Source organism: Roseomonas fluvialis, assembly GCF_022846615.1.
GTDB classification, from domain to species: Bacteria; Pseudomonadota; Alphaproteobacteria; order Acetobacterales; family Acetobacteraceae; genus Neoroseomonas; species Neoroseomonas fluvialis.
The window spans coordinates 484,760-508,724 of record NZ_AP025637.1; the positions used below are offsets into that span (position 1 = coordinate 484,760).

Consider the following 23,965-nt stretch of genomic DNA (forward strand, 5'->3'; position numbering starts at 1 on the left):
CCGCGGGGCCTGACGGCGCGGCGCGATGCCCGCGACAGACCCCTCACCGGAGACCATGCCATGACCATCCATCGACGCGCCGCGATCGGCGCCACACTTGCCAGCCTTGGCGCCGCCGCGGCCGCGCGCGCCACCGCCTGGGCACCCACGCGCCCGGTGCGCCTGGTGGTGTCCTCCGCACCCGCCGCGAGCCTCGATACGCTGGCGCGCGTGCTCGCCCCCGTGCTGTCGCAGCGCCTCGGCCAGACCGTGCTGGTCGAGAACCAGGGCGGCGCCAATGGCCTCATCGCCATGCAGCAGGTCGCGCGCGCCGAGGCCGACGGCCACACGCTGCTGGTCACTGGCGACGCCATCGTGCTGGCCGAACTGATCGCGCCCAATCCCGGCTTCACCGTGCGCGGGTCCTTCACGCCGGTGACGCAGGCGGTGCGCGCGGCGCAGATCCTGGCCACGCACCCGTCCTCCGGCATCCGCGACATCGCCGGCTATGTCGAGGCCGTGCGCGCGCGGCCCGGGCGGCTCAACGTCGGCCTGCCGGCTTGGGGCGGCATCGCGCATGTGGTGCACGAACTGCTCTCGCAGGCGACCGGCGGGCTGCGCGTGGAATACGTGACCTATCGCGGCGGCGGGCCGGCCACGGCGGACCTGATCGCGCGGCACCTCGACGCGCTGGTCATCACCCTGCCCGCCATCACCGAGCAGGTGCGCCAGGGCGCCATCGTGCCGCTCGCGGTCACAACCCTCGCGCGCGATGGGGCGCTGCCCGAGGTGCCGACCCTGGCCGAGACCGTCGCCCCCGGCTTCGACGTCGAATCCTGGCAGGGGCTGCTGGTGCCGCGCGGCGTGCCGGCGCCGGTGGTGGGCACGCTGCACGAGGCGATCGCGGCGACGCTGCGCGAACCCGCGGTGCGCGACCGCCTGACCGGCCTCGGCTTCGAGGTGGTCGCCGACGGGCCGGATGTATTTGCCCGTCGGACCGAGGAATCCACCCAGCGCTTCGCCGGCGTCGTGCGCGCCGCCGGCATCCGCCAGGCCGGGGGCTGAACGCCATGAATGGTCGTCGTACGCTGCTGGTCGCCTCGATGCTCGCCGCTGCTGCGGCGCGCGCGCAGGCGCAGGCGCAGGCCTTCCCCATACGGCCCGTTCGCATCGTCGTGCCTTTCCCGCCGGGCGGGGGCGTGGATGTCTTCGCCCGCGCCGTCGCGCCTGCGCTGCAGGCCCGGCTTGGCCAGCCGGTGGTGATCGAGAATATCGGCGGCGCCTCCTCGCGCCTCGGCACCCAGGCGGTGCTGCGCGCCGCACCGGACGGGCACACGCTGCTCGTCACCAACGATACGCTCGCGGCGGTGGAGGCGCTGCCGCCGCGTGGCGCCACGCCGCTGCTGCCGGGCCTGGCACCGGTCACCCTCGCAATCGATGCGCCGAACCTGCTGGTGACGCATCCGCGATCGGGCATCGCTGATATCCAGGCCTATGCGGCTCGGCTGAAGGCGCGTGCGGGCAGCGTCAATGTCGGTGTGCCGGGCTGGGGCACCTCGCATCACCTGACCAGTGAGCTGATCGCGCAGGCGATCGGCGCGCGGCCGGAGCACGTCTCCTACCGCGGCGGCGGGCCGCTGCTGGCCGACCTGCTGGCCGGCACGGTGGATGCGGCGCTGGTCACGCTGGGCGCGGCGGCCGACCAGATCCGCGACGGGCGGCTGGTGGGCCTTGCGGTCACCTCGGCTGCGCGCGCCCCTTCCGCGCCTGCCATCCCGACCGTGGCCGAGACCATCGCGCCAGGCTTCGAGCAGGTGACCTGGATGGGCGTGCTGGTGCCCGCCGGCACGCCGCCTGCGGTGCGGGAGGCCCTGCACGCCGCCACGCGCGCCGCCCTCGATGACGCAACTGTGCGTGAACGCCTGGCTGGCCTGGGCTTCGGCGTCGTGGGCGCGCCGGCTGACCGCTTCGCGCAGGTGCTGTCCGGCACCGCCACCCGCTTCGCGGCCGTGGTTGCGGCCGCCGGGATCACCCCTGCCGATGCCTGACCTTCACCTTCCCTTGATCCGCCGGACGCTATGCCGCGATCCGGTGCATCGTTCCGACCTGGAGGCCTGATGCGATGAACGCCACCATCCTGTCCCGCCGCAGCGCGCTTGCCGCAACCGCCGCCCTTGCCGTGGCCCCCGCCCGCGCGCAGCAGGCGCCGACGCTGCTGAACGTCTCCTACGATCCGACGCGCGAATTCTACCGCGAGTTCAACGCGGCCTTCGCCACCACCTGGACGGCGCGCGGCAATCCGCGGCCGGGCATCAACACCTCGCATGGCGGCTCGGGCCGCCAGGCGCGCAGCGTGATCGATGGGCTGGCCGCCGATGTCGTGACCCTCGCGCTGGCCTACGACATCGACGCGATCGCCGAGCGCGGGCTGATCGCGCGCGACTGGCAGCGGCGCCTGCCGCACAACAGCAGCCCGTACATCAGCACCATCGTGTTCCTGGTGCGGCGCGGGAACCCAAAGGCCATCCGCGACTGGGGCGACCTGATCAAACCCGGTGTGTCGGTTATCACGCCGAACCCCAAGACTTCGGGCGGGGCGCGCTGGAACTACCTGGCCTTCTGGGCCTGGGCGTTGCGTCAGCCGGGTGGCAGCGCGGCCACCGCCGAGCAGGCGGTGGCGCAGCTGTTTCGCCAGGTGCCGGTGCTCGACACCGGTGCCCGCGGGTCCACCACCACCTTCGTGCAGCGTGGCCAAGGCGACGTGTTCCTGTCCTGGGAGAACGAGGCGCACCTGGCGAACCAGGAATTCGCGCAGGCGGGGCTCGAGATCATCTACCCGTCCTTCTCGATCCTGGCCGAGCCGCCGGTGACGGTGGTGGACCAGAACGTCGAGCGCCGCGGCACCCGCGCGCTGGCCGAGGCCTACCTCAACCACCTCTATTCCGAGGACGGCCAGCGGCTGGCGGCGAAGCACTTCTACCGCCCGCGCGACGCGGCGATACTGGCGGCGAATGCGCAGCGCTTCCCGCGCATCGACCTGGTGACCATCGACGATGTGTTCGGCGGCTGGGCCACGGCGCAGCGCACGCATTTCGACGATGGCGGCGTGTTCGACCGCATCTATCGGCCGGGCCGCTGAGGCATGGCGACACTGGCCGCAGCCCCGGGCAGGACATGGCCGCGCCAGGCCCTGCCGGGGCTCGGCCTGACGCTCGGAATCACGCTGGCGTGGCTTGGGTTGATCGTGCTGGTGCCGCTCGCGGCGCTGGCGCTCAAGCCGTGGGAGCTCGGGCTGGCGGGCGTGGTGGACACCCTGCTGGAACCGCGCGTCCTCGCCGCCCTGCGCATGTCCTTCGGCGGGGCGGCGGTGGCGGCGCTGGCGAGCGTGCCGATCGGTATCCTGTTCGCCTGGGTGATCACGCGCTACCGCTTCCCCGGCCGGCGCGCGCTGGACGCGGTGCTCGACCTGCCTTTCGCGCTGCCGACGGCGGTGGCGGGGCTCGCGCTGACCGCGCTGTTCGCGCCCAATGGCTGGCTCGGCGCGCCGATCGAGGCGCTGACGGGGTGGAAGGTCGCCTACACCCCGACCGGCGTGGTGGTCGCGCTGTTCTTCGTGGCACTCCCCTTCGTGGTGCGCACGGTGGAGCCGGTGCTGCGCGACCTTTCGCTCGATACCGAGGAGGCCGCCGCCACGCTGGGTGCCACACGGCTGCAGACCATCCTGCGCGTGGTGCTGCCGGCGCTCGCGCCCGCCACCATCACCGGCTTCGGCCTGGGCTTCGCGCGCGCGGTCGGCGAGTACGGCAGCGTCATCTTCATCGCCGGCAACATGCCGATGGTCAGCGAGATCGCGCCGCTGTTGATCGTGGTAAAGCTTGAGCAGTTCAATTACGCGGCTGCGGCGGCGATTGGCCTGGCGATGCTGGCGCTGTCCTTCGTGGTGCTGCTGCTGCTCAACGTCTGGCAGCGCCGGCTGCGGCGGGGGCATGAATGAGCGGCGCGCTGCGCCCGGCAACGCGTGATCCGCTGGCGGCGCGCGTTGCCCTGATCCTGCTGGCGCTGGTCCTGGCAGTGGTGATCTTCGTGTTGCCGGTCGTGGCGGTCTTCGCCGAGGCGCTGCGCCGCGGCCTCGATCCCGCGCTTGCCGCGATCATGGAGGAGGATTCGCTGGCGGCCGTGCGGCTCACGCTGCTGGTCGCCGCGATCTCGGTGCCGGTGAATACGCTGGGCGGCATCGCAGCGGCCTGGGCCATCGCGAAGAACGACTTCCCCGGCAAGCGCCTGCTGGTCACGCTGATCGAACTGCCCTTCTCGGTCTCGCCGGTCATCTCGGGGCTGGTCTTCGTGCTGCTGTTCGGCGCGCAGGGCTACCTGGGGCCGTGGCTGCGCGCGAACGATATCGAGATCATCTTCGCCCTGCCGGGCCTGGTGCTCGCGACCATCTTCGTGACCTTCCCTTTCGTGGCGCGCACGCTCATCCCACTCATGCAGGAACAGGGGCGTGAGGAGGAGGAAGCCGCCGCCACACTGGGCGCGACAGGCTGGCAGACCTTCCGTCGCGTCACGCTGCCCAACATCCGCTGGGCGCTGCTGGCAGGCGTGCTGTTGTGCAACGCGCGGGCTATGGGGGAATTCGGCGCGGTCTCGGTCGTGTCGGGCCACGTGCGCGGCAAGACCAACACGATGCCGCTGCACGTCGAGATCCTGTACAATGAATACATGTTCGTCGGCGCCTTCGCGGTGGCCGCACTCCTGGCCCTGCTCGGCGTGGTGACGCTGGCGGCCAAGACGCTGCTCGAAGGCTTCACCGAACGGCGCCTCGGGGGTGCGGCATGACGGTCGAGATCGATGGCCTGATGCGTCGCTTCGGCACCGCCGCCGCGCTGGACGGGGTGAGCCTGTCGCTGCGGCCCGGCGAATTCGCCGCGCTGCTGGGGCCGTCGGGATCGGGCAAGACCACGCTGCTGCGTATCCTGGCGGGGCTCGACTTCCCCGATGCCGGCAGCGTGCGCATCGCGGGCGAGGACGTCGCGGATGTCCCCGCCCGCCTGCGCGGCGTGGGCGTGGTGTTCCAGCACTACGCGCTGTTCCGCCACATGACGGTGGCGGACAACGTCGCCTTTGGCCTGCGCGTGCGCCCGCGCCGAACCCGCCCGGCGGAGGCCGAGATCGCGCGGCGCGTGGCGGAACTGCTGGAGCTGGTGCAGATCCCCGAACTGGCGCGGCGCTACCCGGGCCAGGTCTCGGGCGGGCAGCGGCAGCGCGTGGCGCTGGCCCGTGCGCTGGCGATCGAGCCCAAGCTGCTGCTGCTCGACGAACCCTTCGGTGCGCTTGATGCGCTGGTGCGCAAGGATGTGCGGCGCTGGGTGCGCGGCCTGCACGATCGGCTCGGCATCACCTCTATCCTGGTCACGCATGACCAGGAGGAGGCGATGGAGCTCGCCGACCGCATCGCGGTGATGGATCGCGGGCGGGTGCTTCAGTTCGGCACGCCGCGGGAATTGCTGGACGCGCCGCAGAACGCCTTTGTCGCGGGGTTCGTGGGGGATGCGAACAGCCTCGATGGCGTCGTGCGCAATGGCCGGCTGGAGATTTCTGGCCTTGGTGTTCCGCCGCGCGAGGTCGGCTGGCCCGAAGGGCCGGTGCGGGTCTTCGTGCGCCCGGAGGATTTGGTGGCGGCACCTGTGCCCTCGCAGGAGGGCGCATTGCGGGTTGTGCTGGTCCGGGAGGAACGCGGTGGTACGCGTTTGGTGCTTGAAGGGGAGGGCGTGTCGCTCGATGCGATGCTTGCGGGAAGCGCCGGACGTGTGGTTCGGGGTGCCGCCTGCTCCGTGCGGCTGCGCGAAGTCATCGCCTTCTCGGCGGACGGCAGAACCCGCCTGACCGAGCGGGAGATTGCGCGTTCCCACTGACACAGCGGTCGCCGTGGCCGCACCGTGCCTCCGAACGGGCCCGCTGTGGAAGGGGCGAGCCATTGTCTTCGGCACGCCGGGTCCGATGAGCGCGCCGGATACAGGTGCCGAAGGATCGACGACGGCGCCGGTGTGGCTCAGAACAACTGAGGTTGGCGACGGTGTCATGTCGGAAGGGCTCTTGCGCTTCGCGTCGCGCCGGCTGGCGGCAAAGGCCCTGATTTGCCTGGGAATTCGTAGGAATGCGCCAGCCGACTATTTGGCGTGGGGCACGAATTCCAATGCTGGATCAGGCAGTTACGACCGACCGCCAGCCCTGCTTTTATCTGGCAGTCGTATTCGGGGGTACCATCCTGATCCCGGCCACCATCTCCATGCGCGCGAGAGACTGCGCCGCGACACGACGGCTTTCGCTGTGCTGCGAACTTCGAAGCCAAGTGGTCCCTGTCGTCAGTCGTGCTCTCTGGGCACGCATTGTTCGCCCGTTGCTCTCCCGTCGCGCTACGAAGTGCCTGCTGTTGATCTGCCGCCGGCGTGTCGTGTGAACGGCGCTCTCGCCGCCGTTTGCCTGCACCCATGTCGCCGAGGCAGAGCCACCACGGGGCCGATGCTCAGATGTTCGTGCTGGGCGCCCGCCGTTGATCCGGATGCGTTGCGTGAACGCCGCGAGCTCCGTGCAACTGGCACGACCGCGTGCTTCTGAGCATGCTGTTCGGCCGTATGCTTGGCTGGAACCTTGAGGGCGTGGCGCGACCTTGGCCACGTCGCCGTCCATGTCACGGGCTGGTAGGGAGCGCAGCGCGAATCCGACTGCCGCAGTGACGCGGAACATGCCGTTGGTAGTCTCCCAAGTGCCCGACGGCAGTGGCTTCAGGGTCATGCACGCCCGCACAGGTCATCGACGGTGGGCACCGCGTCGTAGGACACCGACGCATCAACGCCGCGACGTCATCAGGCTTCCGCGCTGGCGACAGCCGAGCCACAGCCGGGTCGGCGAAGCGCACCACATCCGGCGCGAGTCACACATTGCGGTGCCGTGCCAGGCGGGATCTGCAGATGGAGCTTGTCGTGCTCCCGTTCCAGCACCCATGGGTGGACCGTGTTCACGGAAGCGCCCGGGTCACGCATTTGAGCGGCACGGATCAGCGCGCGTCGCGCCGGTCGAGCCTGGTCGCCCCGAGCACGACATATTCGGACCTGGGGCATGACGTTTGCTCGACGTCGGCGCCTGGCGATGCTCGCGACGGCGGCCAGCCGCGCCATCGACGTCGATCGCGATGGCGGTCCGCGGGCTCGCCGACAGTCACGCGTTCAAGCGCCCACCGGCTGGCCGGCCGCAGCGTGCTTCGTCGCGAGACGGTATCGGCCGCAGCAAGCATACGGCGGCACGAGCCCCGTCGGTTCGACCTCGTCCGCCGCGCGCAGCGAACCGTTGTCCTTGGGCCAGGGGCAGTTGTGGCGGAGCACATGGGCGCCCAGCGTCACGTTGCCGACCGCACCGAAGGCGTCGTCATGCGCGCCGCCGGCACGATCTCGACGGGTCGAGGTCCGGCCGATCGATCCGCTCGGGCACGAGGCGGAGTGCTCTTCCTTCGCGACGGGGCGGCGCGCCGGTGGCGTGCCAGCGGCGCCGTGGCGCCGCGCCCGCCCCCTCGTCCCGGCCGCACTCTCGACGGCGTGCGGCCCAAACCACTCCATGAAGGTTAGACTCTAGTTAGAGAAGTTACGGCTGCCGCAACGCATTGATCTGGCTTCCGGATCGGGCGATTCCTGCGCCCGAAGTCCCGTGCCTGGTGCGCCTGAAGTCCCGATATCGGATGCGCCCGAAGTCCCGTGACCGGCAGCACTTGTCCACAGGTTATCCACATCCCGGTTGTGGATAACCGATCGGGTGGGGGTTCGATGATGGGCGCCGTCGTTCCGCGCGATTCGGATGGGCGGGTCGCGGTGCGCACGGCCGAGACGGCAACTGGACCGGGGCCAGGGTCGCCGCCTACCGCCCGCACGGAACACTGCAGCTCACCGCGAGGCTAGCTGCCTACATTCTGCTTACATGCTCTCTTGGACGGGTCGTGTAAGCGCAGCATGCGGGAGCTTATATCGTGCCAACCCCCTGTATGGATTGGCGGAAATGGAGCGGGCGAAGGGATTCGAACCCTCGACCCCGACCTTGGCAAGGTCGTGCTCTACCCCTGAGCTACGCCCGCGCTCCGAGCGGGCCGCGCTAATGGCATGACCCGCGGCGCATTGCAAGTCACCCCCGGCGCAGACGCCGAAACACTCTCGACACCGCGGCCCGGGCAGGGCGATCCTGCGACCATCGGCCCCGCCGGGAGGACAACACCATGAACCGCCGCACCCTGCTCGGCCTCGCCGCCGGCGCCTTTGCCCTGCCCGCGCGCGCACAGACGCTGGACCGCCCGGTGCGCATCGTCGTGCCCTTTGCACCGGGCGGCACGTCGGACATCCTGGCTCGACTGCTTGCCCCCACGCTGACCCAGTCCTTCGGCCACAACGTCGTGGTCGAAAATCGCACCGGTGCGGGCGGCAACATCGGCGCGGACCTGGTCGCGAAATCCGCCCCCGACGGGCACACGCTGCTGCTGATCGACGTCTCGACCCTGGCGACGGCGCCCTCGCTCTATGCGCGCCTGCCCTTCGACCTGAAGCGGGACCTCGCCCCGGTCACCATGCTGATCTACGCGCCCTACATCCTCGCGGTGCATCCGTCCGTGCCGGCGCGCAACGCGGCAGAACTCGTCGCCTACGCCAAGGCCAACCCGCAGCGGGTCAATATCGGCCATGCCGGCATCGGCGTGGGCAACCACCTCACCGGGCTGCTGGTGGCGCAGCACTGGGGGGCGGACCTCACGCAGGTGCCCTATCGTGGCGGTGCGGCGGCGCTCACCGCCGTGGCGGCCGGGGAAGCGCAGATGATCATCAACGGCGCGACGGCCACCGCGCCCTTCTGCAAGCAGGGCACGCTGCGCGCCATCGCCGTGACCGGCCCCGCCCGCCTGGCCGACTTTCCCGACGTGCCGACCTTCGCCGAACTCGGCTGGCCCGCTGCGCAATCGGGCACCTGGCAGGGCGTGCTCGCGCAGGGGGCCACGCCGCCGGCCATGGTCAACCGCCTGGCCACCGACATCCGCGCCGCGATGGCCGTGCCGGCCACGGCCGAACGCATCACGGCACTGGGCGCGGTGAACAAGGCCGAGGGGCCGGACAGCTTCCGCACCTGGCTCGATGCGGAGATCGAGGTCTGGGCCGGCGTGGTGCGCGCCAACAACATCCGCCTCGACTGACTGCGTGTCTCGAAGGTCCCGCACCGGCGCGCACGGCCCATCGGTCGCCGCTGAATGACCGAGACTCCCGAGGGGCTGCTCGCCCGCCTGGCGGCCGCCGGCATCGCGGCCGAGACACATCACCACCCGCCGGTCTTCACCGTGGCGGAAAGCCGTGCGCTGCGCGGCAGCCTGCCCGGCGGGCACACCAAGAACCTGTTCCTGCGCCCGGCAAAGGGGGAGGGCCCCTTCCTGCTCGCCACGCTCGAAGAAGAACGCCAGGTCTCGGTCAATGCCCTGGCGCGCCTGGCCGAGGCCGGCAAGGTCACCATGGCAAGCGCCGAGGAACTGGTCGCGACCCTGGGCGTGCCGCCGGGCTCGGTCACGCCGCTCGGCCTGGTCAATGCGGCGCCCGGGGCGGTCCGCTTCGTGATGGACCGGCACTTGCTGGAGGGCTTCGACCGAATCTGGGTCCACCCCTTGACCAATGCCGCCAGCACCGGCATGGCGCCGGGGGACCTGTTGCGCTTCCTGGCGGGCTGCGGCCACGAGGCCCGGCTGCTCGACCTCGGCTGACCTTCGGGCTTCCCAGGCGGGCCGGGCCGGTTCACAACGCCTTGCGTCACGCCCCGGAGGGCGCATGTATGCGCCAAGACTAGAGGAATGCCCGCCATGGAAGTCCTGTTCGACCCCGCCCGCCAGGCCGGGCCCGGCGCCGCTGCCGATGGCCTCATCAAGGATGGCGACCAGAAGACCTTCATGCAGGACGTGGTCGAGGCGTCCCGCGAGGTGCCGGTGCTGGTCGACTTCTGGGCGACCTGGTGCGGCCCCTGCAAGACGCTGACCCCTGCGCTCGAGAAGGTCACCAAGGCCGCCGGCGGCCGCGTCCGGCTGGTCAAGATCGACATCGACAAGAACCGCCAGCTGGTCGCGCAACTGACCCAGATGGGCCTGCCGCTGCAGTCCGTGCCAACGGTCGTCGCCTTCTGGCAGGGCCAGATCCTCGACCTGTTCCAGGGCGCTCTGCCGGAATCCGAGGTGAAGCGCTTCGTCGAGGGCCTGCTCAAGGCCGCCGGCGGCCAGATGCCGGGTGCCGACCTGATGGCCGAGGCCGAGGCCGCCGTCGCCGCCGGCGACCATGCCGCCGCGCTCGAACTGTTCGGCGCGCTGTCCCAGCAGGAGCCCGAGAACGCCAAGGCGCTGGCCGGCGTCGCCCGCGCGCTGCTGGCGCTGGGCGAGGAAGACCAGGCGATCGCCGTGCTCGACAGCGCCCCCGCCAAGATCAAGGACGCCGCAGAGCTCACAGCGGCCCGCTCCGCCATCGAGCTCGAGGTCGAAGGCCGCCGCGCCAAGTCGATGCTCGCCGAATTCGAGAACCGCCTGGCCGCCGACCCCGATGACCACGCCGCGCGCATCGACCTCGCAATCGCACTGAATGCCGCGGACAACCGCGAGGCGGCGGTGGATGCGCTGATCGAGGCGATCCGCCGCGACCGCGCCTGGAACGAGGAAGCCGCCCGCAAGCAGCTGCTGAAGTTCTTCGAGGCCTGGGGCTTCGACGATCCGGCCAGCAAGGCCGGCCGGCGCAAGCTCGCCGGCCTGTTGTTCCGCTGAAGGGGCACCAGGCGTCGATGCCCCCCTTCCATCCACGCCTGGCCGACCTGCCCGGGGAGATCGCGGTCTTCCCGCTCTCGGGTGCGCTGCTGCTGCCGCAGGGGCGCCTGCCGCTCAATATCTTCGAACCGCGCTACCTGGCCATGACCATGGACAGCCTGGCCAATGGCCGCATGTTCGGCATGGTGCAGGCGGATGCGCGCGCGCCTAAATCCGCGACCGGGCCGGGGCTGTACCGGACCGGCTGCCTCGGGCGGCTGTCGTCCTTCAGCGAGACGGATGACGGGCGGCTGCTGATCACCCTGACCGGCGTGGCGCGCTTCCGCATCGCGGAGGAACTGCCGCTGGCACCGGGCGGCTACCGCCGGGTGCGCGCCGACTATGCCGGGTTCCAGGCCGACCTCGCGGTCGAGGAGGGCGACGCGCCGCCAGGGGTGGATCGCACCGAACTGCTCGACGCCCTGCGCCCCTATTTCCGCGCACGCGGCATCGAGGCAAATTGGGATGCGGTGGAACAGACCGCCGACAACATGCTGGTCACGACCCTGTCGATGGTTTGCCCCTTCGAAGTGCCTGAGAAGCAGGCGCTGCTGGAAGCACCCGACCCTGGCGAGCGCGCGCGGATGCTGGTCGCGCTGATGCGCATGGGCGCCGCCGCCAACGCCCCCTCGTCCGAGGGACGGCCGAGCTGACACCCTGCCGGGGTCCGCCCCGGCACCTACAACCGGCCCCGCGTGGGCCCGCGAAGCAGGACGAAGACGCATGTCCGAGACATCGCCCCAAGGGACTACGGTCGGCGGCGCCGTCGACCCCAGGCTGCTGGAGATCCTGGTCTGCCCGGTCACCAAGGGGCCGCTGCGCTACGACCGTGACGCGGGCGAACTGGTCAGCGAGCGCGCCGGCCTGGCCTATCCGATCCGCGACGGCATCCCGATCATGCTGCCGGACGAGGCGCGCAAGATCGACGGCTGAGCGCATGTCCGCCGCGCCCACCGAGATCCGCCTCAGGCGCGCCGAGCAGGCCCTGGAGGTCGCCTTCCCCGATGGTGCGCGGTACCGGCTGCCGGCGGAATACCTGCGCGTCGAGAGCCCGAGCGCCGAGGTGCAGGGCCATGGTCCAGGGCAGAAGGTGATCGTCGCCGGGCGGCGGCATGTCGGCATCCTGCGCGTGGAACCGGTCGGCAACTACGCGGTGCGCATCGTCTTCGACGACCTGCACGACACCGGCATCTACGCATGGGCCTATCTGCGGACTCTGGGCGTCGAGCAGGAGGCGCGCTGGTCCACGTATCTCGCTGAACTCGGCGCGCGCGGCCTCTCGCGCGAGCCGCCGCGGCGGGCATGAGAATGCCTGTCGTGCCCGCCCGTGCCGCGGCATCATCGCGCCATGGATGACGTGATTCCACGCGGTGGTGGCCGCGGCGAAAGGCCGGCGGCTCGCAACGTGCTGGGCGGCGTGCTGCTGCCGTGTTCGGTCGCGCCGCTGACCGGCTTCTTCCGCGATGGCTGCTGCAACACCGGGCCGCAGGACCACGGCCTGCACGTGGTCTGCGCCGAGGTCACCGCGGCGTTCCTGGCCTTCAGCCAGGCGGCCGGCAACGATCTTTCCACGCCACGGCCCGAATATGGCTTCGCCGGTCTGCAGCCCGGCGACCGCTGGTGCCTGTGCGCCGCGCGCTGGGAGGAAGCGCGCCGCGCCGGCGCCGCGCCGCCAGTGCTGCTCGAGGCGACGCACGAGGCGGCGCTGCGGGTGACGACGCGCGCGCATCTGGAAGCGCACGCGATCGACCTGGACTGACCCCGGGGCCCACGCCGGTGGTGGCAGGCGTCCGGACCATACGCGTCAGCACGGTCTCCCCATCGGCAGGCTCGCCTATCGGCAGGAACCCACGGCACCGGTCGAAGCGGGGCGCACAGATCCGGCTTGCCGATGGCATGTGCCGCGCAAGTCGAAGCACGCGGCGCGCATGCTATCCCTCCAGGCGGGACACGAGGTCCAGGAAGCCGCGCGCGCTGGCGCGGGCGATGCTGCCCGTGGCGCGCGGCAGGCCAGCCCGCGCTGCCTCGCGTACGTCGCTCGGCGTCGCATCGTAGCGTCGACGGAAGGCGCGGCTGAACACAGAGGGTTCGAAGAAGCCCACCGACTCGGCGATCTCCCGGACGGAACGCCGCTCCCGCGTGTCCTCGAGCAGCCGCCGCGCCTGCGCCAGGCGTTCCGCCTGGATGGTCGCGTAGACGCCGTTCGAACAACCGATAGAGCGCGCTGCGCGACAGCCCCGCCTCCCGGCACAGCCGCGCGGGCGTGAGGGTGGCCGAGCCCAACCGCGCGCGGATCATGGCGCGTAGCCTTGCGCGCAAGACGACCTCGGCATGCGGGCGGGCGGCGGCCAGGGTGTCGGGACTTTGCACCAGTGCTGCGCGGAGCAGTGCCAGTGTCGCGTCGCGCAGGCCGGGCACCTGCGCAGCCGTCATATCGGGAAGCCGCGCGGCCATCTCACGCAGGAATGCCATGAGCAGCCCGCCCATCGGCGTGGCGAGCACCTGCGTGCCATCGAGGCCGCGCGGCAGGTCGAGACCCGGCAGCGCATCGCGCGCGAGGAAGGCGATGCTCCAATCCTGTTCGGCGCCCGAGCGTTCCAACGTGAAGGGCTGGTCGCAGGACATCAGGATGGGGCGCGCCGCCGAGACTTCGAGCGTCGACCCGCCGAGTTCCATGCGCTGCCGACTGTGCGCAGGAATGCTGATGAGCCAGTGGTCCAACCCATCGCGCCGTGCCATGGCCGGTGTGCGGCGCTGGTCGAGTGGGGGCGAGGTGGTGCGCTTCATCACCAGCGGTCCCAGCGACCAGGCCGTGTAGGTGGCAGGGCAACCGGTGCCACTGGTGCGCTGCAACAGTTCGGCAAACCCGATCGCGTCGGCGCGATAGGCTTCGAACTGCTGCGCCGGCGGCAGATGCAGATTGCTGAAGCGAACCGAGGGAATTGGCGCGATTCCATCGCATCTGTCGTTGGGCGTTCCCATTACTGTATTTCTAGCGGAAACGGCGGGTTTCTACCAGCACGTATCAGTCTGCTCGTGCCGTATTGCTTATCGGCGAGGCTGCGGCCTGCCGATCGACCCAAGCCTGCACGAGGGGATGAACCTGCGCCGGGCATGCCGTGGCCCGGTCGAGTGTTCCGCCCTAGGCCGCCGGCACGGCCGGCAGCGCCCGCTTGGGCCGCTGCGCCGCAATCCGCGTCAGCACCGTGTCCACGTCATAAGGCTTGCCGATGATCTCGAACTCGCCGGCGCCGCCGTGTTCGGCCAGCGCCTCGGCCGCGTAGCCCGACGCCAGCAGCACGCCAATCGTCGGCCGCAGCCTGCGCGCCTCGCGTGCCAGGTCCACGCCGGTCATCCCGCCGGGCATCACCACGTCCGAGAACAGGATGTCGGCCTGCGCGCCTTCCTTCAGCAGGGCGATTGCGGTCGGCCCGTCCGGGGCGGCCAGCACGGCGAAGCCGGCATCCTGCAGCATGTCCACCGCCACGGCGCGCACCGCCGGTTCGTCCTCGACCACCAGCACCGACCAGCCGATGCCCGAATGTGCGGCCACGCGCGGCGGCGCCGCGGTACCGCCCACCGCATTGTCGGTGGCCGACCCCAGCGGCAGGTACAGCGTGACCGTGGTGCCGCGCCCCGGCGCGGACTGGATCGCCACATGGCCGCCGATCTGGCGCACGAAGCCGAAGACCTGCGACAGGCCCAGGCCCGTCCCCTGGCCCGGGCCCTTGGTGGTGAAGAAGGGTTCGAAGGCGCGCTCGCGCACTTCGGGCGGCATGCCGGTGCCGGTGTCGCGCACCTCGATCGCCACATAGGGGCCGGGCTGTGCCTCGGTATTGCCGGCCAGCGCCTGTTCCTGCAGCCAGGCGCGGCGCGTCAGCACGCGCAGTTTGCCGCCGCGCGGCATGGCGTCGCGCGCATTGATCGCGAGGTTGAGCAGCGCGGCTTCCAGCTGCGCGGCATCCGCGCTGCAGGCCGGCAGCTTCTGGTCGAGCGCGAGTTCGACCGTCACGCTCTCATCCAGGGCGCGGCGCAGCAGCGGCAGGAAGTCCCGCAGCAGGGCATTGGCGTCCACGTTGGTCAGCGTCAGCGGCTGGCGCCGCGCGAAGGCCAGCAGGCTGGCGTTCAGCCGCGCGCCGCGATCCACCGCCGTGACGGTCGCGGCGAGCAGCCGCTTGGTGCGTTCGTCCGCGCGCGAGCCCAGGTGGCGTTCCAGCGCGCGCGCCGTGCCCAGGATCGCGGTCAGCAGGTTGTTGAAGTCGTGCGCGACGCCGCCGGTCAAGCGCCCGAGCCCTTCCATCCGCTGCGCATTGCGCAGGCTTTCCTCGGCCACCTCGCGGCGCGCGATCTCGTCGCGCAGTTCCGTCGCATTCGATTCCAGCCGCTCCAGCGTCTCGGTGGCGCTGCGCGAGCCGAGCCAGATCCGCCAGCCCGCGAACATCAGCGCGAGCGCGAGTCCGCCGGCCAGCGCAGCATGAACCCCGAATTGCGGGCCCATGATCGGCTGGGCCTGCGCAACCGGCACGGCATAGGCGACGAACAGCGGCTGGTCGCCCACCCGTTGCCAGGCGACCAGTTGCGGCGCGCCGTCGCCGAATGGGTCGGCCGTGATGGCCCGCTGGTCGCCTTGTCCGATCGCGATGCGCAACGGGTCGCGCGGCCCAAGCAAGGGCAAGGGGCCGCCGCCCTGGCGCAGCAGCGTCAGCCCGTCCCAGCGCAGCAGCGCGAAGCGCCCGCCGTCGCGGCGCAGGCGGTCCCATTCCGCCAGGAAAGCGTCGGCCTTCAGCACGCCGAGCAGGACGCCGTCATACGGCCGGCTCTCGGGCGCGCGGCCACGCGCCATCAGCACGCCGGCGGAGTCGCCGAACAGGTCGCGCGGTGCCGGATCGAAGGCCATGCCGCGCAGCCCCTCGCGCAGGGCGCGGATGCCGTCGATGCCGGACAGGTCCGCGAGCGGTGCCGGCTCCGCACGGCCCGAAACCACCGCGCGACCGTCCGGGCGCACCAGCACCAGCGTCATCTCGTCCGGCTGCTGGTTCTCGATCCGCCGAAGGTCGGCCTGCAGCGTGCCGCGCCGCGCCTGGATCTGGCCCCAGGTCAGGCTGCCCGTGAGGTCCTCCAGCCGGTCGAGCGCCGCGCTGCCGGACTGCACGACGCGCAGCGCCTGCTCGCGCGCCACGGTCGCCGCGGCGACGGCGCGGCGCTGCGCGTCCTCGCGCACCTGGGCGCGGTCCTGCATGGTCAGCAAGGCCATCAGCGCGAAGGGGATCGCGGCGGCGAGCACGAACACGATCACCGCGGAGACCGGCGGTGGCCTGTTGCGTCCGGTCGATGATGCCCCTTTGCTCAACCGCCCTTGTCCTCGACCCCTGCGGCGATGCGTGTCATGCGGGCGCGCCCTGCGCTGCGATCGGCACGATCACTGCCGGTATGATCACCGCGGCGCGCCTGGCCGGCCCGTCGCTGCCGCCCGGCCTTCGGGCTCGTGCGGCAACGGATCAGGCTGCCGCATTCGGCAGGCGCGGATCAAGCCCTTGCTGGGGGCCCGTCACTCCGCCGGGAGCGCCGCGATGCGCCGCCGGCGCCGCAGCCGCCATTCCTGCGCGAGCGCCATCAGCGCCGTCAGCAGCATGAACCCGGCAGCGGCGAAGAACACCAGGCGCGCCTGCCCGCCATCGAGCAGCCAGCCGAACAGCACCGGCCCGACCATGCCGCCCAGGTTGAAGCCGGTGGAGACGATCCCGAACACGGCGCCCGCCTGGCCCGGCGGCGCCGCGGCGCGCACCAGCATGTCGCGGGAGGGCATGATCATGCCCGACAGGAACCCGGCCGCCGCCATGACCGGCACGAGGACCAGCCCCGGCACCGCGCCGCTGCCCACCAGCAGCACCAGTGCGGCCGCGGAACCGAAGCCACCCGCGGCCACCAACCCGTGGTTGCGGGTGCGGTCCGCAACAACGCCGCCGAACAGCACGCCTCCGGCGCTGGCGAACAGGAAGGCGGTCAGCGCCGCATTGGCCAGGGTCAGCGACAGGCCCTGCCCATCGACCCACGCCGCGACCGAGAAGTTCTGGATCGCGCCGTTCGACAGCGCGAGCGTCACGAAGAACAGCATCATCGCGAGCACGGCGGGCGAGAGCACCGCACGCACGCCGCCCGCTGCCGCCCCGGCTTTCGCGGCCGCAGGGCGCGGCGCGGCGACCGGCGCGCGGCCCAACAGCAGCGGTATGGCGGCGATCGGTCCGATCGCCCCGGCCGCGATCAGCGCCGCCGGCATGCCGAAGGCCGCTGCCGTGCCGAGCACGAAGGCCGGCGCGATCGCCCCGCCCAGGAACCCCGCGAAAGTATGGATCGAGAAGGCCCGCCCGACCCGTTCCTCGGCGATCGACGACCCCAGGATGGCGTAGTCGGCCGGGTGGTAGACGCTGTTCGCCAGCCCCGCCATGGCGGCGGCGGCGATGAGCCAGGCATAGGTGCCCGTGAGTCCGAGCAGGATGAAGGACAGCCCGCCCAGCGTGAGCGCCGCCGCCAGCATCCGCCGTGGCCCCGCGCGGTCCACGATGAAGCCCATCGGCGCCTGGGTGAAGAAGGACACGACGTTGAAGGCCGTGAGCGCCAGGCCGAGTTCCACATAGGACACGCCGAGGCTCTCGCGCAGCAGCGGGAACAGTGGCGGAATGACCAGGTAGTGCACGTGGCTGACGAAATGCGCGGCGCAGATCTGCGCGAGCGTTCGCTTCTCGTCGGGGGTCCAGCCGGCGGCCATGGTCAGTGGGCCTCCGCCCAGGAATGCCCGGTGCCGACCTCGACCGAGAGCGGCACGCGCAGGGTGGCGACAGATTCCATGATGGACTTCACCAGCGCGGCGGTGGGTACGACCTCGGCCTCGGGCACCTCGAAGACCAGTTCGTCATGCACCTGCAGCAGCATGCGCGCGTTGAGGCCGGCATCGCGCAGGGCGCGCGGCAGGCGAACCATGGCGCGCTTGATGATCTCGGCCGCGCCGCCCTGGAAGGGGGCGTTGATGGCGGCGCGCTCGGCCCCGGCGCGGCGCACCGGGTCCTTGGTGGCGATGTCCGGGATCCAGAGCTTGCGGCCGAAGGGCGTGCGGACGAAGCCGTGGATGCGGGCTTCCTCCTTGCAGCGTTCCATTTCCTGCCGGATGCCGGGGTATTGCGCGAAATAGGCGTCGATGATGGACCGTCCCTCGGCCGGCGGGATACCCAGGCGCTGGGCCAGGCCGAAGGCGGACATGCCGTAGATGATGCCGAAGTTGATCATCTTGGCGCGGCGGCGGGCTTCCTTGTCGACGCTGCCGGGGCCGAGGTGGAAGATCTCGGCCGCGGTGCGCGAATGGATGTCCTCGCCCTTCTCGAAGGCCTCGCGCAGCGTGGGCACCTCGGCCAGGTGGGCCAGCAGTCGCAATTCGATCTGGCTGTAGTCGGCGGCCAGCAGCACGTGTCCGGGCTCGGCCACGAAGGCGCGGCGGATGCGCATGCCTTCCTCGGAGCGGATCGGGATGTTCTGCAGGTTCGGGTCGTTGGACGACAGGCGCCCGGTGCTGGTGCCCGCCATGCCGTAGGAGGTGTGCACGCGGCGGTCGATCGGGTCGATCTCGGCCGCCAGCGCTTCGACATAGGTGGATTTCAGCTTCGCGAGCTGGCGCCATTCCAGCACGCGTGAGGCGAGTTCCACGCCCTGCGCGGAGAGGTCCTCGAGCACCGCCGCATCGGTGGAATAGGCGCCGGTCTTGCCCTTGCGCCCGCCCGACAGCTTCATTTCGTCGAACAGGATTTCGCCGAGCTGCTTCGGAGAACCGACGTTGAACTCGCGCCCTGCGAGCGCGTGGATCTGCTTCTCGAGCACCGCGAGACGGGCGGAAAAATCCTCGCCGATCCGCGCGAGCTCGGCGCCGTCCACCTTGATGCCCGCGCCTTCCATCGCGCGCAGCACGCCGACCATGCGCCGTTCCACCTGTTCGTAGGTGGCCAGTGCGCCGTCCTCGCGCAGGCGCGGGCGCAGCAGCAGCCATAGCCGCAGCGTCACGTCGGCATCCTCGGCGGCATAGGCGGTGGCGCGGTCGAGCGGCACCTGGCTGAAGGGGATGCGCGCGCGGCCGGTGCCGGTCACCTCGTCGAACTTGATCGGCTGGTGGTTGAAGTGCAGCACGGACAATTCGTCCATGCCATGGCCGTGCTTCCCGGCTTCCATGGCGTAGGAGATCATCATCGTGTCGTCGATCGGCGCGATGGCGTCGAAGCCGCCATTCTCGCCGCGCGCCAGCACATCGAGGTCGTATTTCGCGTGCTGGAACACCTTCAGCACCGAAGCGTCTTCCAGCAGCGGGCGCAGCAGCGCGAAGGCGCGGTCGGGCGCTACCTGCGCCGGGGCGGGCTGCGCCAGCATGTCGGAGGCATCGCCATGGCGCAGTGGCACGTAGCAGGCGCGCCCGGGGGCCACGGCCAGCGAGAAGCCGACCATCTTCGCGCGCCGCGCATCGAGGCTGTCGGTCTCGGTGTCCATCGCCACCACGCCGGCGGCGGTGGCCTCCGCCACCCAGCGCGCGAGCGCGTCCTCGGTCGTCACCGCTTCGTACGGGCCAAAGGGCACGGCGAGATCGGGCGCGACCGGGCCAGGCGCGGGCGCGTGGCGAAGTGCCGCGGGCGGCGCGCCGCGGCGCGGCGGGTCATTGCCCTCGCCGAGCTTGCCCATGCGCGCGAGCAGCGAGCGGAAGCCCATGGCGCGCAGGAAGGATTCCAGCCTGCCATCGGGCGGCGGCTTCGCGACCATCTCCGATATCGGGCAGGGCAGCGGCGCGTTCTCGTCCAGCAGCACCAGGCGGCGGGAGATGCGCGCCTTCTCGGCGTTCTCGACCAAGGCCTCGCGCCGTTTGGGCTGCTTGATCTCGGTGGCGCGGGCCAGCAGGGATTCGAGGTCGCCGTATTCGCTGATGAGCTGTGCCGCGGTCTTGATCCCGATGCCCGGCACGCCCGGCACGTTGTCGGTGGAATCGCCGGCCAGCGCCTGCACCTCGACCACCTTGTCGGGCGTGACACCGAATTTCTCGAAGACCTCCGGCTCGCGGATCGGCTTCTGCTTGATCGGATCGAGCAGCTGCACGCCCGGGCGGACCAGTTGCATCAGGTCCTTGTCGGAGGAGACGATGGTGACCTGGCCCGGGCCTTCCTCGAGATACGCCTTGGCATAGGCCGCGATCAGGTCGTCCGCCTCGAAGCCCTCGAGCTGCGCGCGGCAGACGCCCAGCGCATCGGTCGCCTCCCGGATCAGGTCGAATTGCGGGATCAGGTCGTCCGGCGGGTCCGGGCGATGCGCCTTGTAATCGGCGTAGATCTCGTTGCGGAAGTTGATGCGCGCGGCGTCGAACACCACGGCGATATGCGTGCCCGCATGGCGCGTGAGGAACTGCGAGAGCATGGTCGTGAAGCCATAGACGGCATTCACCGGCACGCCCTGCGGGTTCGTCATGGGCGGCAGCGCGTGATAGGCGCGGAAGATGTAGCCGGAGCCATCGACCAGGATCAGGTGGCGCTCGCCGGGCGCGACCGGGGGCAGCGCCTCGGATGCGGCGGCGGCGTCGCTCATGGCGGTACCCCTTGGCCGGCCGGCCTCGGGGGCGCGGTTCTCGTCAGTGGCCATGATCCTCGCCTGCGCCCTCGGCGAGGACGTAGGTGATCGAACAATAGGGGCAAGTGACCTCGTGGTCGTCGATGTGCAGCCAGATCCGCGGATGACCCAAGGCGCCGGCAGCCTCGCCGTCGCAGGCGACCTTGCGGGACTGCACCTCGACCCGCTGGTCGGGGGTCAGGCCCTCGACGAATTTCGGTCCGTAGCCGGTCATCAGGGGGTCGCGCATCATGGGCCTCGTCACAGGGGGCGCACCATAGTCGGGGCGGGCGCGGCGGGCCAGCCTCGTGGCTGCGGGGCGTGCCGGCGGCGGTCGTTGGCCGGTCGCGCGCGGCAGGCCCGGACAAGCGCGTGCGGCCCGGACGTGGAACGCGCTAGGGTGCTCCCCGTGATGGATCGTTCCGACCCACCGGCGACGGCCGGGGGCGGGGTGGCGCCGCGCCCGGCGTCACCCGCGCCTCTGCCGCTGCGCATGCCGCGGCGCGCCCTGCTGGCCGCCCTGGCGCTGCCTGCCTGCACGCCGGCGCGCGCCCCGATGGGCCCGCCCGTCACGAGCCCGAGCATCGCCGACGACGCGCTGGTCATGCCCGACGGGGTGCGCCTGCCGCTGCACGCCTGGATGCCGCCCAGCCCGCCGCGCGCCGTGGTGGTCGGCCTGCACGGCATGAACGAGCACGCCCGCGCCTTCGCCGAGGATGCCGCGCCTTGGTTCACCGAGGATGGTGTCGCGCTCTATGCCTATGACCAGCGCGGCTTCGGCGCCTCGCCCAACCGCGGCATCTGGGCCGGGCACGAGACCATGGCCGCCGATGCCGCGCAGGCCGCGCGCCTGGTCCGTGCGCGCCACCCCGGCGTGCCGTTGATGATGATGGGCGAGAGCATGGGCGGTGCCGTGCTCCTGGTGGCCGGCGCCTCGGCCACCCCGCCGCCGGTCGATGGCTACGTGCTGCTGGCCCCGGCGGTGGTCGGCCGGGCCAGCCTGGGTTGGCTGGCGCGCGGCATGCTCGACGCGCTGGTGACGATCGTGCCGATGATGGGCTTCGCCAATTCGGCGCCGGGCTTCCAGCCGACCGACAACATCGCCGCCTGGCAGCGCTGGTCGCGCGACCCGCTGCTGATCCGCCACACCCGGGTCGATGCGCTCGCCGGGCTGGTGGACCTGATGGATGCGGCAGTGGCGGCGGCGCCCAGTTTCCGCGCGCCGGCGCTGCTGTTGTATGGCGGGCGGGACCGGCTGGTGCCGGCCGGGCCGACGCGCCGCTTGCTGGCCGCGCTGCCCGATGGCGCGCCGCAGCGCGTCGGCTTCTACGACAATGGCTACCACATGCTGCTGCGTGACACGCAAGGCGAGCGCGTGGCGCGTGACGTCACCGCCTGGGCGGCCGACCGGCGCGCGGCGCTGCCCTCGGGGGCCGAGGCGGCGGCGCGGGCCTGGCTCGCGGCGTGAGCCGCGCGACCGAGGGCGTGACGGGGCGCCCGCCGCCGTTTCTCGGGCATGATGGCGCGATCACCCTGCTCACGGCGCTGGCAGTGGCGGGGCTGACACTCGGCCTCGCGCCCTTCGTCGCGACGCGCGCGGTGGCACGCACCGCGCGGCAGGCGCCGCTCCGCCCCGCGATGGTGCCGGCACGTATCCTGGTGCTGGGGCATCGGCTGGAGGCCGGTGAGGTCTCGGCGGTCTTCGCCGCGCGGCTGGGCCGCGCGCTGACGCTGGCGCGGGCCGCACCCGACGCACAGGTGCTGGTGCTGGGCGGGCAGACCAGCCCCGGCGCGCCAAGCGAGGCCGAGGTCGGGCGCGACTGGCTGGTCGCGCGCGGTCTCGATCCTGCGCGGATCGGGACCGAGACCCGGTCACGCCATACGCTCGAGAACCTCGCGCATCATCGCGATGGTGGCGGCGGCGGCGCGCATGAGGCGCTGGTGACCAGCCGCGCGCACCTGCACCGGGCCGTGCTGATGGCGCGCGGCCTGGGCTTGGCGCCGATGGCTGTGGCGGCGGAGGACACGCCCGTCGCGACGCGCCTCGGCCTCGTGGCCGAGGGCTTTATGGTGCATTGGTACGTGACCGGGCGCTGGTTGTCGCGCCTGCTGCGCCGGCGCGCCTGGCTGCAGCGGATCGGCGGCGCCTGACTATTCCGCCGGCGCCAGCGTACGCGGCGCGGCCTTCTTCAGCCCCTGCGGCCCGAGCCTGTAGCCGAAGCGATAGGCGAAGGAGAGAGCGTAGAAGGCGCCCTTGAAGGCGAGCACCGGGAGCTGCCGGTTGGCATTGGCATGCACATCACCCGCCAGCAGGCTGACCAGCCCTTCGCGCATGCGGAAGCGGTTGCGCGGTTCCATGAACATGTCGCGCAGCACCGGCGTGTTGATCCGGTAGATCAGCCAGGACAGCGACCCGATCGCGCGCTTCACCTTGGCCTCGAAGGCGCGCGCCATCGCGCCGGCGCGCACCGGGTCCTCCAGCCAGGCATCGGCAACGTCGGAGCCCATCTCGGCGCTCGCCATCGCCAGCAGTACGCCGGAGGAAAACACCGGGTCGATGAAGGCATAGGCGTCGCCCGCCATCAGCCACCCATCGCCGTGCATCACCTTCGACGCATAGGAGTAGTTGCCGGTGGTGGTGACCTCGCTCACCAGGTCGGCCTGCGCGATGCGCCGCGCGACCGACGGCACGGCGCGCAGTGTCTCGAGGAAGAAGTCACGCACCTCGCCGCGTCGGCGCTTGAAGAAGGCGGGGTTGGAGACGACGCCGATGCTCATCACGCCTTCGGGCAGCGGGATCATCCAGAACCACCCTTCATCGAACAGGTGGATGGTGATGTTGCCGTCCTCGGCCTCCCCGAACGGCGCGACTCCGCTGAAATGCCCGTACATCGCCGCGGTGTTGTTGTGCGGGTTGCGTGCCTTGCTTCCCATCGCGGTGGCGAGCACGGTGTCGCGCCCCGAACAATCCATCACGAAGCGCGGGCGGAAGGCGTGCACCGTGCCGGCCTCGTCGCGCGCCGTCACGCGATGCCCGCCGCGCGCATCCAACGCCACATCCAGCACCCGCATCCCTTCGCGCGCATCCGCGCCGGCGCGCTGTGCCCGGCGGAACAGCACGTCGTCAAAGCTGCTGCGCCGCACCTGGTAGGAATAGGTGTAGTCCTGGTTCAACCCAGCCGCGAAGGAGAAGGCGGTGTGCTTGCCGTGCTCGTCCGACACGAAGCGCGCGCCGGGCTTGTGGACGCCGATCGCCGCGATCTCCTCCGCAACGCCCAGGCGCTCGAAGATGCGCAGGTTCAGCGGCAGCAGGCTCTCGCCGATATGGAAGCGCGGGTGGTGGTCCTTTTCCAGCAACACGACGTGCCGGCCCTTTTCGGCCAGCAGCGTGGCCGCGGTGGCCCCGGCCGGCCCGCCGCCGATGACCAGCACGTCGCAGGTGGTTTCGCCGAGCGGCAGGTCGGGTGAGGCGTCGAGCGGCATGGCCCTGGGTTCCGGTGCGCTTCGGTTGTA

The 23,965-nt window shown here is 71.3% G+C and carries 22 protein-coding genes and 1 tRNA gene; 15 read left to right on the plus strand and 8 right to left on the minus strand.

Annotation, left to right across the window (positions count from 1 at the left end; translation table 11 throughout):
* Positions 1–60: 60 nt before the first annotated feature.
* The 6 genes from MWM08_RS02340 to MWM08_RS02365 all read left to right on the plus strand — a co-directional run bounded on the left by MWM08_RS02340 (position 61) and on the right by MWM08_RS02365 (position 5,891).
* On the plus strand, positions 61–1,044 hold the full coding sequence (locus tag MWM08_RS02340) for a Bug family tripartite tricarboxylate transporter substrate binding protein (RefSeq protein ID WP_244457869.1): 984 nt from the start codon (positions 61–63) through the stop codon (positions 1,042–1,044).
* Between the two features lie 5 nt (positions 1,045–1,049).
* Positions 1,050–2,027 (plus strand): Bug family tripartite tricarboxylate transporter substrate binding protein, encoded by a 978-nt coding sequence (locus MWM08_RS02345; protein ID WP_244457870.1) that lies wholly within the window; start codon positions 1,050–1,052, stop codon positions 2,025–2,027.
* Between the two features lie 74 nt (positions 2,028–2,101).
* Positions 2,102–3,118 carry a sulfate ABC transporter substrate-binding protein gene (locus tag MWM08_RS02350; protein ID WP_244457871.1) on the plus strand — a complete coding sequence of 339 codons (1,017 nt, stop codon included), beginning with the start codon at positions 2,102–2,104 and terminating at the stop codon, positions 3,116–3,118.
* A 3-nt stretch (positions 3,119–3,121) separates the two neighbouring features.
* Complete coding sequence (gene cysT, locus MWM08_RS02355; RefSeq protein WP_244457872.1) at positions 3,122–3,973, plus strand: sulfate ABC transporter permease subunit CysT; 852 nt, start codon at positions 3,122–3,124, stop codon at positions 3,971–3,973.
* Positions 3,970–4,815 (plus strand): sulfate ABC transporter permease subunit CysW, encoded by an 846-nt coding sequence (cysW, locus tag MWM08_RS02360; protein WP_244457873.1) that lies wholly within the window; start codon positions 3,970–3,972, stop codon positions 4,813–4,815. The genes cysT and cysW overlap by 4 nt, the downstream gene beginning before the upstream one ends.
* Entirely contained in the window at positions 4,812–5,891 is a 1,080-nt protein-coding gene (locus tag MWM08_RS02365; RefSeq protein ID WP_244457874.1) for a sulfate/molybdate ABC transporter ATP-binding protein, read from the plus strand. Before cysW ends, MWM08_RS02365 begins: the two co-directional genes overlap by 4 nt.
* Before the next feature lie 1,311 nt (positions 5,892–7,202).
* Here the strand turns inward: MWM08_RS02365 and MWM08_RS02370 are convergent.
* Complete coding sequence (locus MWM08_RS02370) at positions 7,203–7,589, minus strand: hypothetical protein (RefSeq protein ID WP_244457875.1); 387 nt, start codon at positions 7,587–7,589, stop codon at positions 7,203–7,205.
* 434 nt (positions 7,590–8,023) lie between these two features.
* Positions 8,024–8,098: transfer RNA gene (locus MWM08_RS02375), tRNA-Gly, on the minus strand.
* Positions 8,099–8,236: 138 nt separating this feature from the next.
* Between MWM08_RS02375 and MWM08_RS02380 the strand changes: the two genes are divergently transcribed.
* The 7 genes from MWM08_RS02380 (at position 8,237) to MWM08_RS02410 (ending at position 12,587) form a co-directional block, all read left to right on the plus strand.
* Positions 8,237–9,196, plus strand: a complete 960-nt coding sequence (locus MWM08_RS02380) for a Bug family tripartite tricarboxylate transporter substrate binding protein (RefSeq protein WP_244457876.1) — start codon at positions 8,237–8,239, stop codon at positions 9,194–9,196.
* A gap of 54 nt (positions 9,197–9,250) precedes the next feature.
* Positions 9,251–9,751: a prolyl-tRNA synthetase associated domain-containing protein gene (locus MWM08_RS02385; protein WP_244457877.1), complete on the plus strand. Its 501-nt coding sequence runs from the start codon at positions 9,251–9,253 to the stop codon at positions 9,749–9,751.
* Between the two features lie 96 nt (positions 9,752–9,847).
* The gene (locus MWM08_RS02390; RefSeq protein ID WP_244457878.1) at positions 9,848–10,789 is read left to right on the plus strand and encodes a tetratricopeptide repeat protein; all 942 of its coding nucleotides are present in this window, start codon (positions 9,848–9,850) and stop codon (positions 10,787–10,789) included.
* Between the two features lie 17 nt (positions 10,790–10,806).
* Complete coding sequence (locus MWM08_RS02395) at positions 10,807–11,481, plus strand: LON peptidase substrate-binding domain-containing protein (protein WP_244457879.1); 675 nt, start codon at positions 10,807–10,809, stop codon at positions 11,479–11,481.
* Between the two features lie 70 nt (positions 11,482–11,551).
* Positions 11,552–11,761 carry a Trm112 family protein gene (locus tag MWM08_RS02400; protein WP_244457880.1) on the plus strand — a complete coding sequence of 70 codons (210 nt, stop codon included), beginning with the start codon at positions 11,552–11,554 and terminating at the stop codon, positions 11,759–11,761.
* 4 nt (positions 11,762–11,765) lie between these two features.
* Complete coding sequence (locus MWM08_RS02405; RefSeq protein WP_244457881.1) at positions 11,766–12,134, plus strand: gamma-butyrobetaine hydroxylase family protein; 369 nt, start codon at positions 11,766–11,768, stop codon at positions 12,132–12,134.
* Positions 12,135–12,176: 42 nt separating this feature from the next.
* Positions 12,177–12,587: a DUF2237 family protein gene (locus MWM08_RS02410; RefSeq protein ID WP_244457882.1), complete on the plus strand. Its 411-nt coding sequence runs from the start codon at positions 12,177–12,179 to the stop codon at positions 12,585–12,587.
* A gap of 172 nt (positions 12,588–12,759) precedes the next feature.
* Here the strand turns inward: MWM08_RS02410 and MWM08_RS02415 are convergent, their stop codons facing one another.
* The 5 genes from MWM08_RS02415 to MWM08_RS02435 all read right to left on the minus strand — a co-directional run bounded on the left by MWM08_RS02415 (position 12,760) and on the right by MWM08_RS02435 (position 20,705).
* On the minus strand, positions 12,760–13,044 hold the full coding sequence (locus MWM08_RS02415) for a helix-turn-helix domain-containing protein (protein WP_341482875.1): 285 nt from the start codon (positions 13,042–13,044) through the stop codon (positions 12,760–12,762).
* Between the two features lie 926 nt (positions 13,045–13,970).
* Positions 13,971–16,112, minus strand: coding sequence for a hybrid sensor histidine kinase/response regulator (locus MWM08_RS02420; protein ID WP_244457883.1), 2,142 nt, complete (start codon positions 16,110–16,112; stop codon positions 13,971–13,973).
* A gap of 264 nt (positions 16,113–16,376) precedes the next feature.
* The gene (locus tag MWM08_RS02425; RefSeq protein WP_244457884.1) at positions 16,377–17,594 is read right to left on the minus strand and encodes an MFS transporter; all 1,218 of its coding nucleotides are present in this window, start codon (positions 17,592–17,594) and stop codon (positions 16,377–16,379) included.
* 2 nt (positions 17,595–17,596) lie between these two features.
* On the minus strand, positions 17,597–20,431 hold the full coding sequence (gene polA, locus MWM08_RS02430; RefSeq protein WP_244457885.1) for a DNA polymerase I: 2,835 nt from the start codon (positions 20,429–20,431) through the stop codon (positions 17,597–17,599).
* 43 nt (positions 20,432–20,474) lie between these two features.
* Positions 20,475–20,705 carry a zinc-finger domain-containing protein gene (locus MWM08_RS02435; RefSeq protein ID WP_423816007.1) on the minus strand — a complete coding sequence of 77 codons (231 nt, stop codon included), beginning with the start codon at positions 20,703–20,705 and terminating at the stop codon, positions 20,475–20,477.
* A 240-nt stretch (positions 20,706–20,945) separates the two neighbouring features.
* Here MWM08_RS02435 and MWM08_RS02440 point away from each other — a divergent pair, with 240 nt between their 5' ends.
* Both MWM08_RS02440 and MWM08_RS02445 read left to right on the plus strand, forming a co-directional pair.
* A complete protein-coding gene (locus MWM08_RS02440; protein ID WP_244457886.1) occupies positions 20,946–21,920 on the plus strand; it encodes an alpha/beta fold hydrolase in 975 nt (324 codons plus the stop codon).
* The gene (locus MWM08_RS02445) at positions 21,917–22,603 is read left to right on the plus strand and encodes a YdcF family protein (protein WP_244457887.1); all 687 of its coding nucleotides are present in this window, start codon (positions 21,917–21,919) and stop codon (positions 22,601–22,603) included. The genes MWM08_RS02440 and MWM08_RS02445 overlap by 4 nt, the downstream gene beginning before the upstream one ends.
* On the opposite strand, the gene MWM08_RS02450 is transcribed toward MWM08_RS02445, so the two are convergent.
* Entirely contained in the window at positions 22,604–23,935 is a 1,332-nt protein-coding gene (locus MWM08_RS02450; protein ID WP_244457888.1) for an NAD(P)/FAD-dependent oxidoreductase, read from the minus strand. It abuts the gene before it with no gap.
* Positions 23,936–23,965 lie beyond the last annotated feature (30 nt).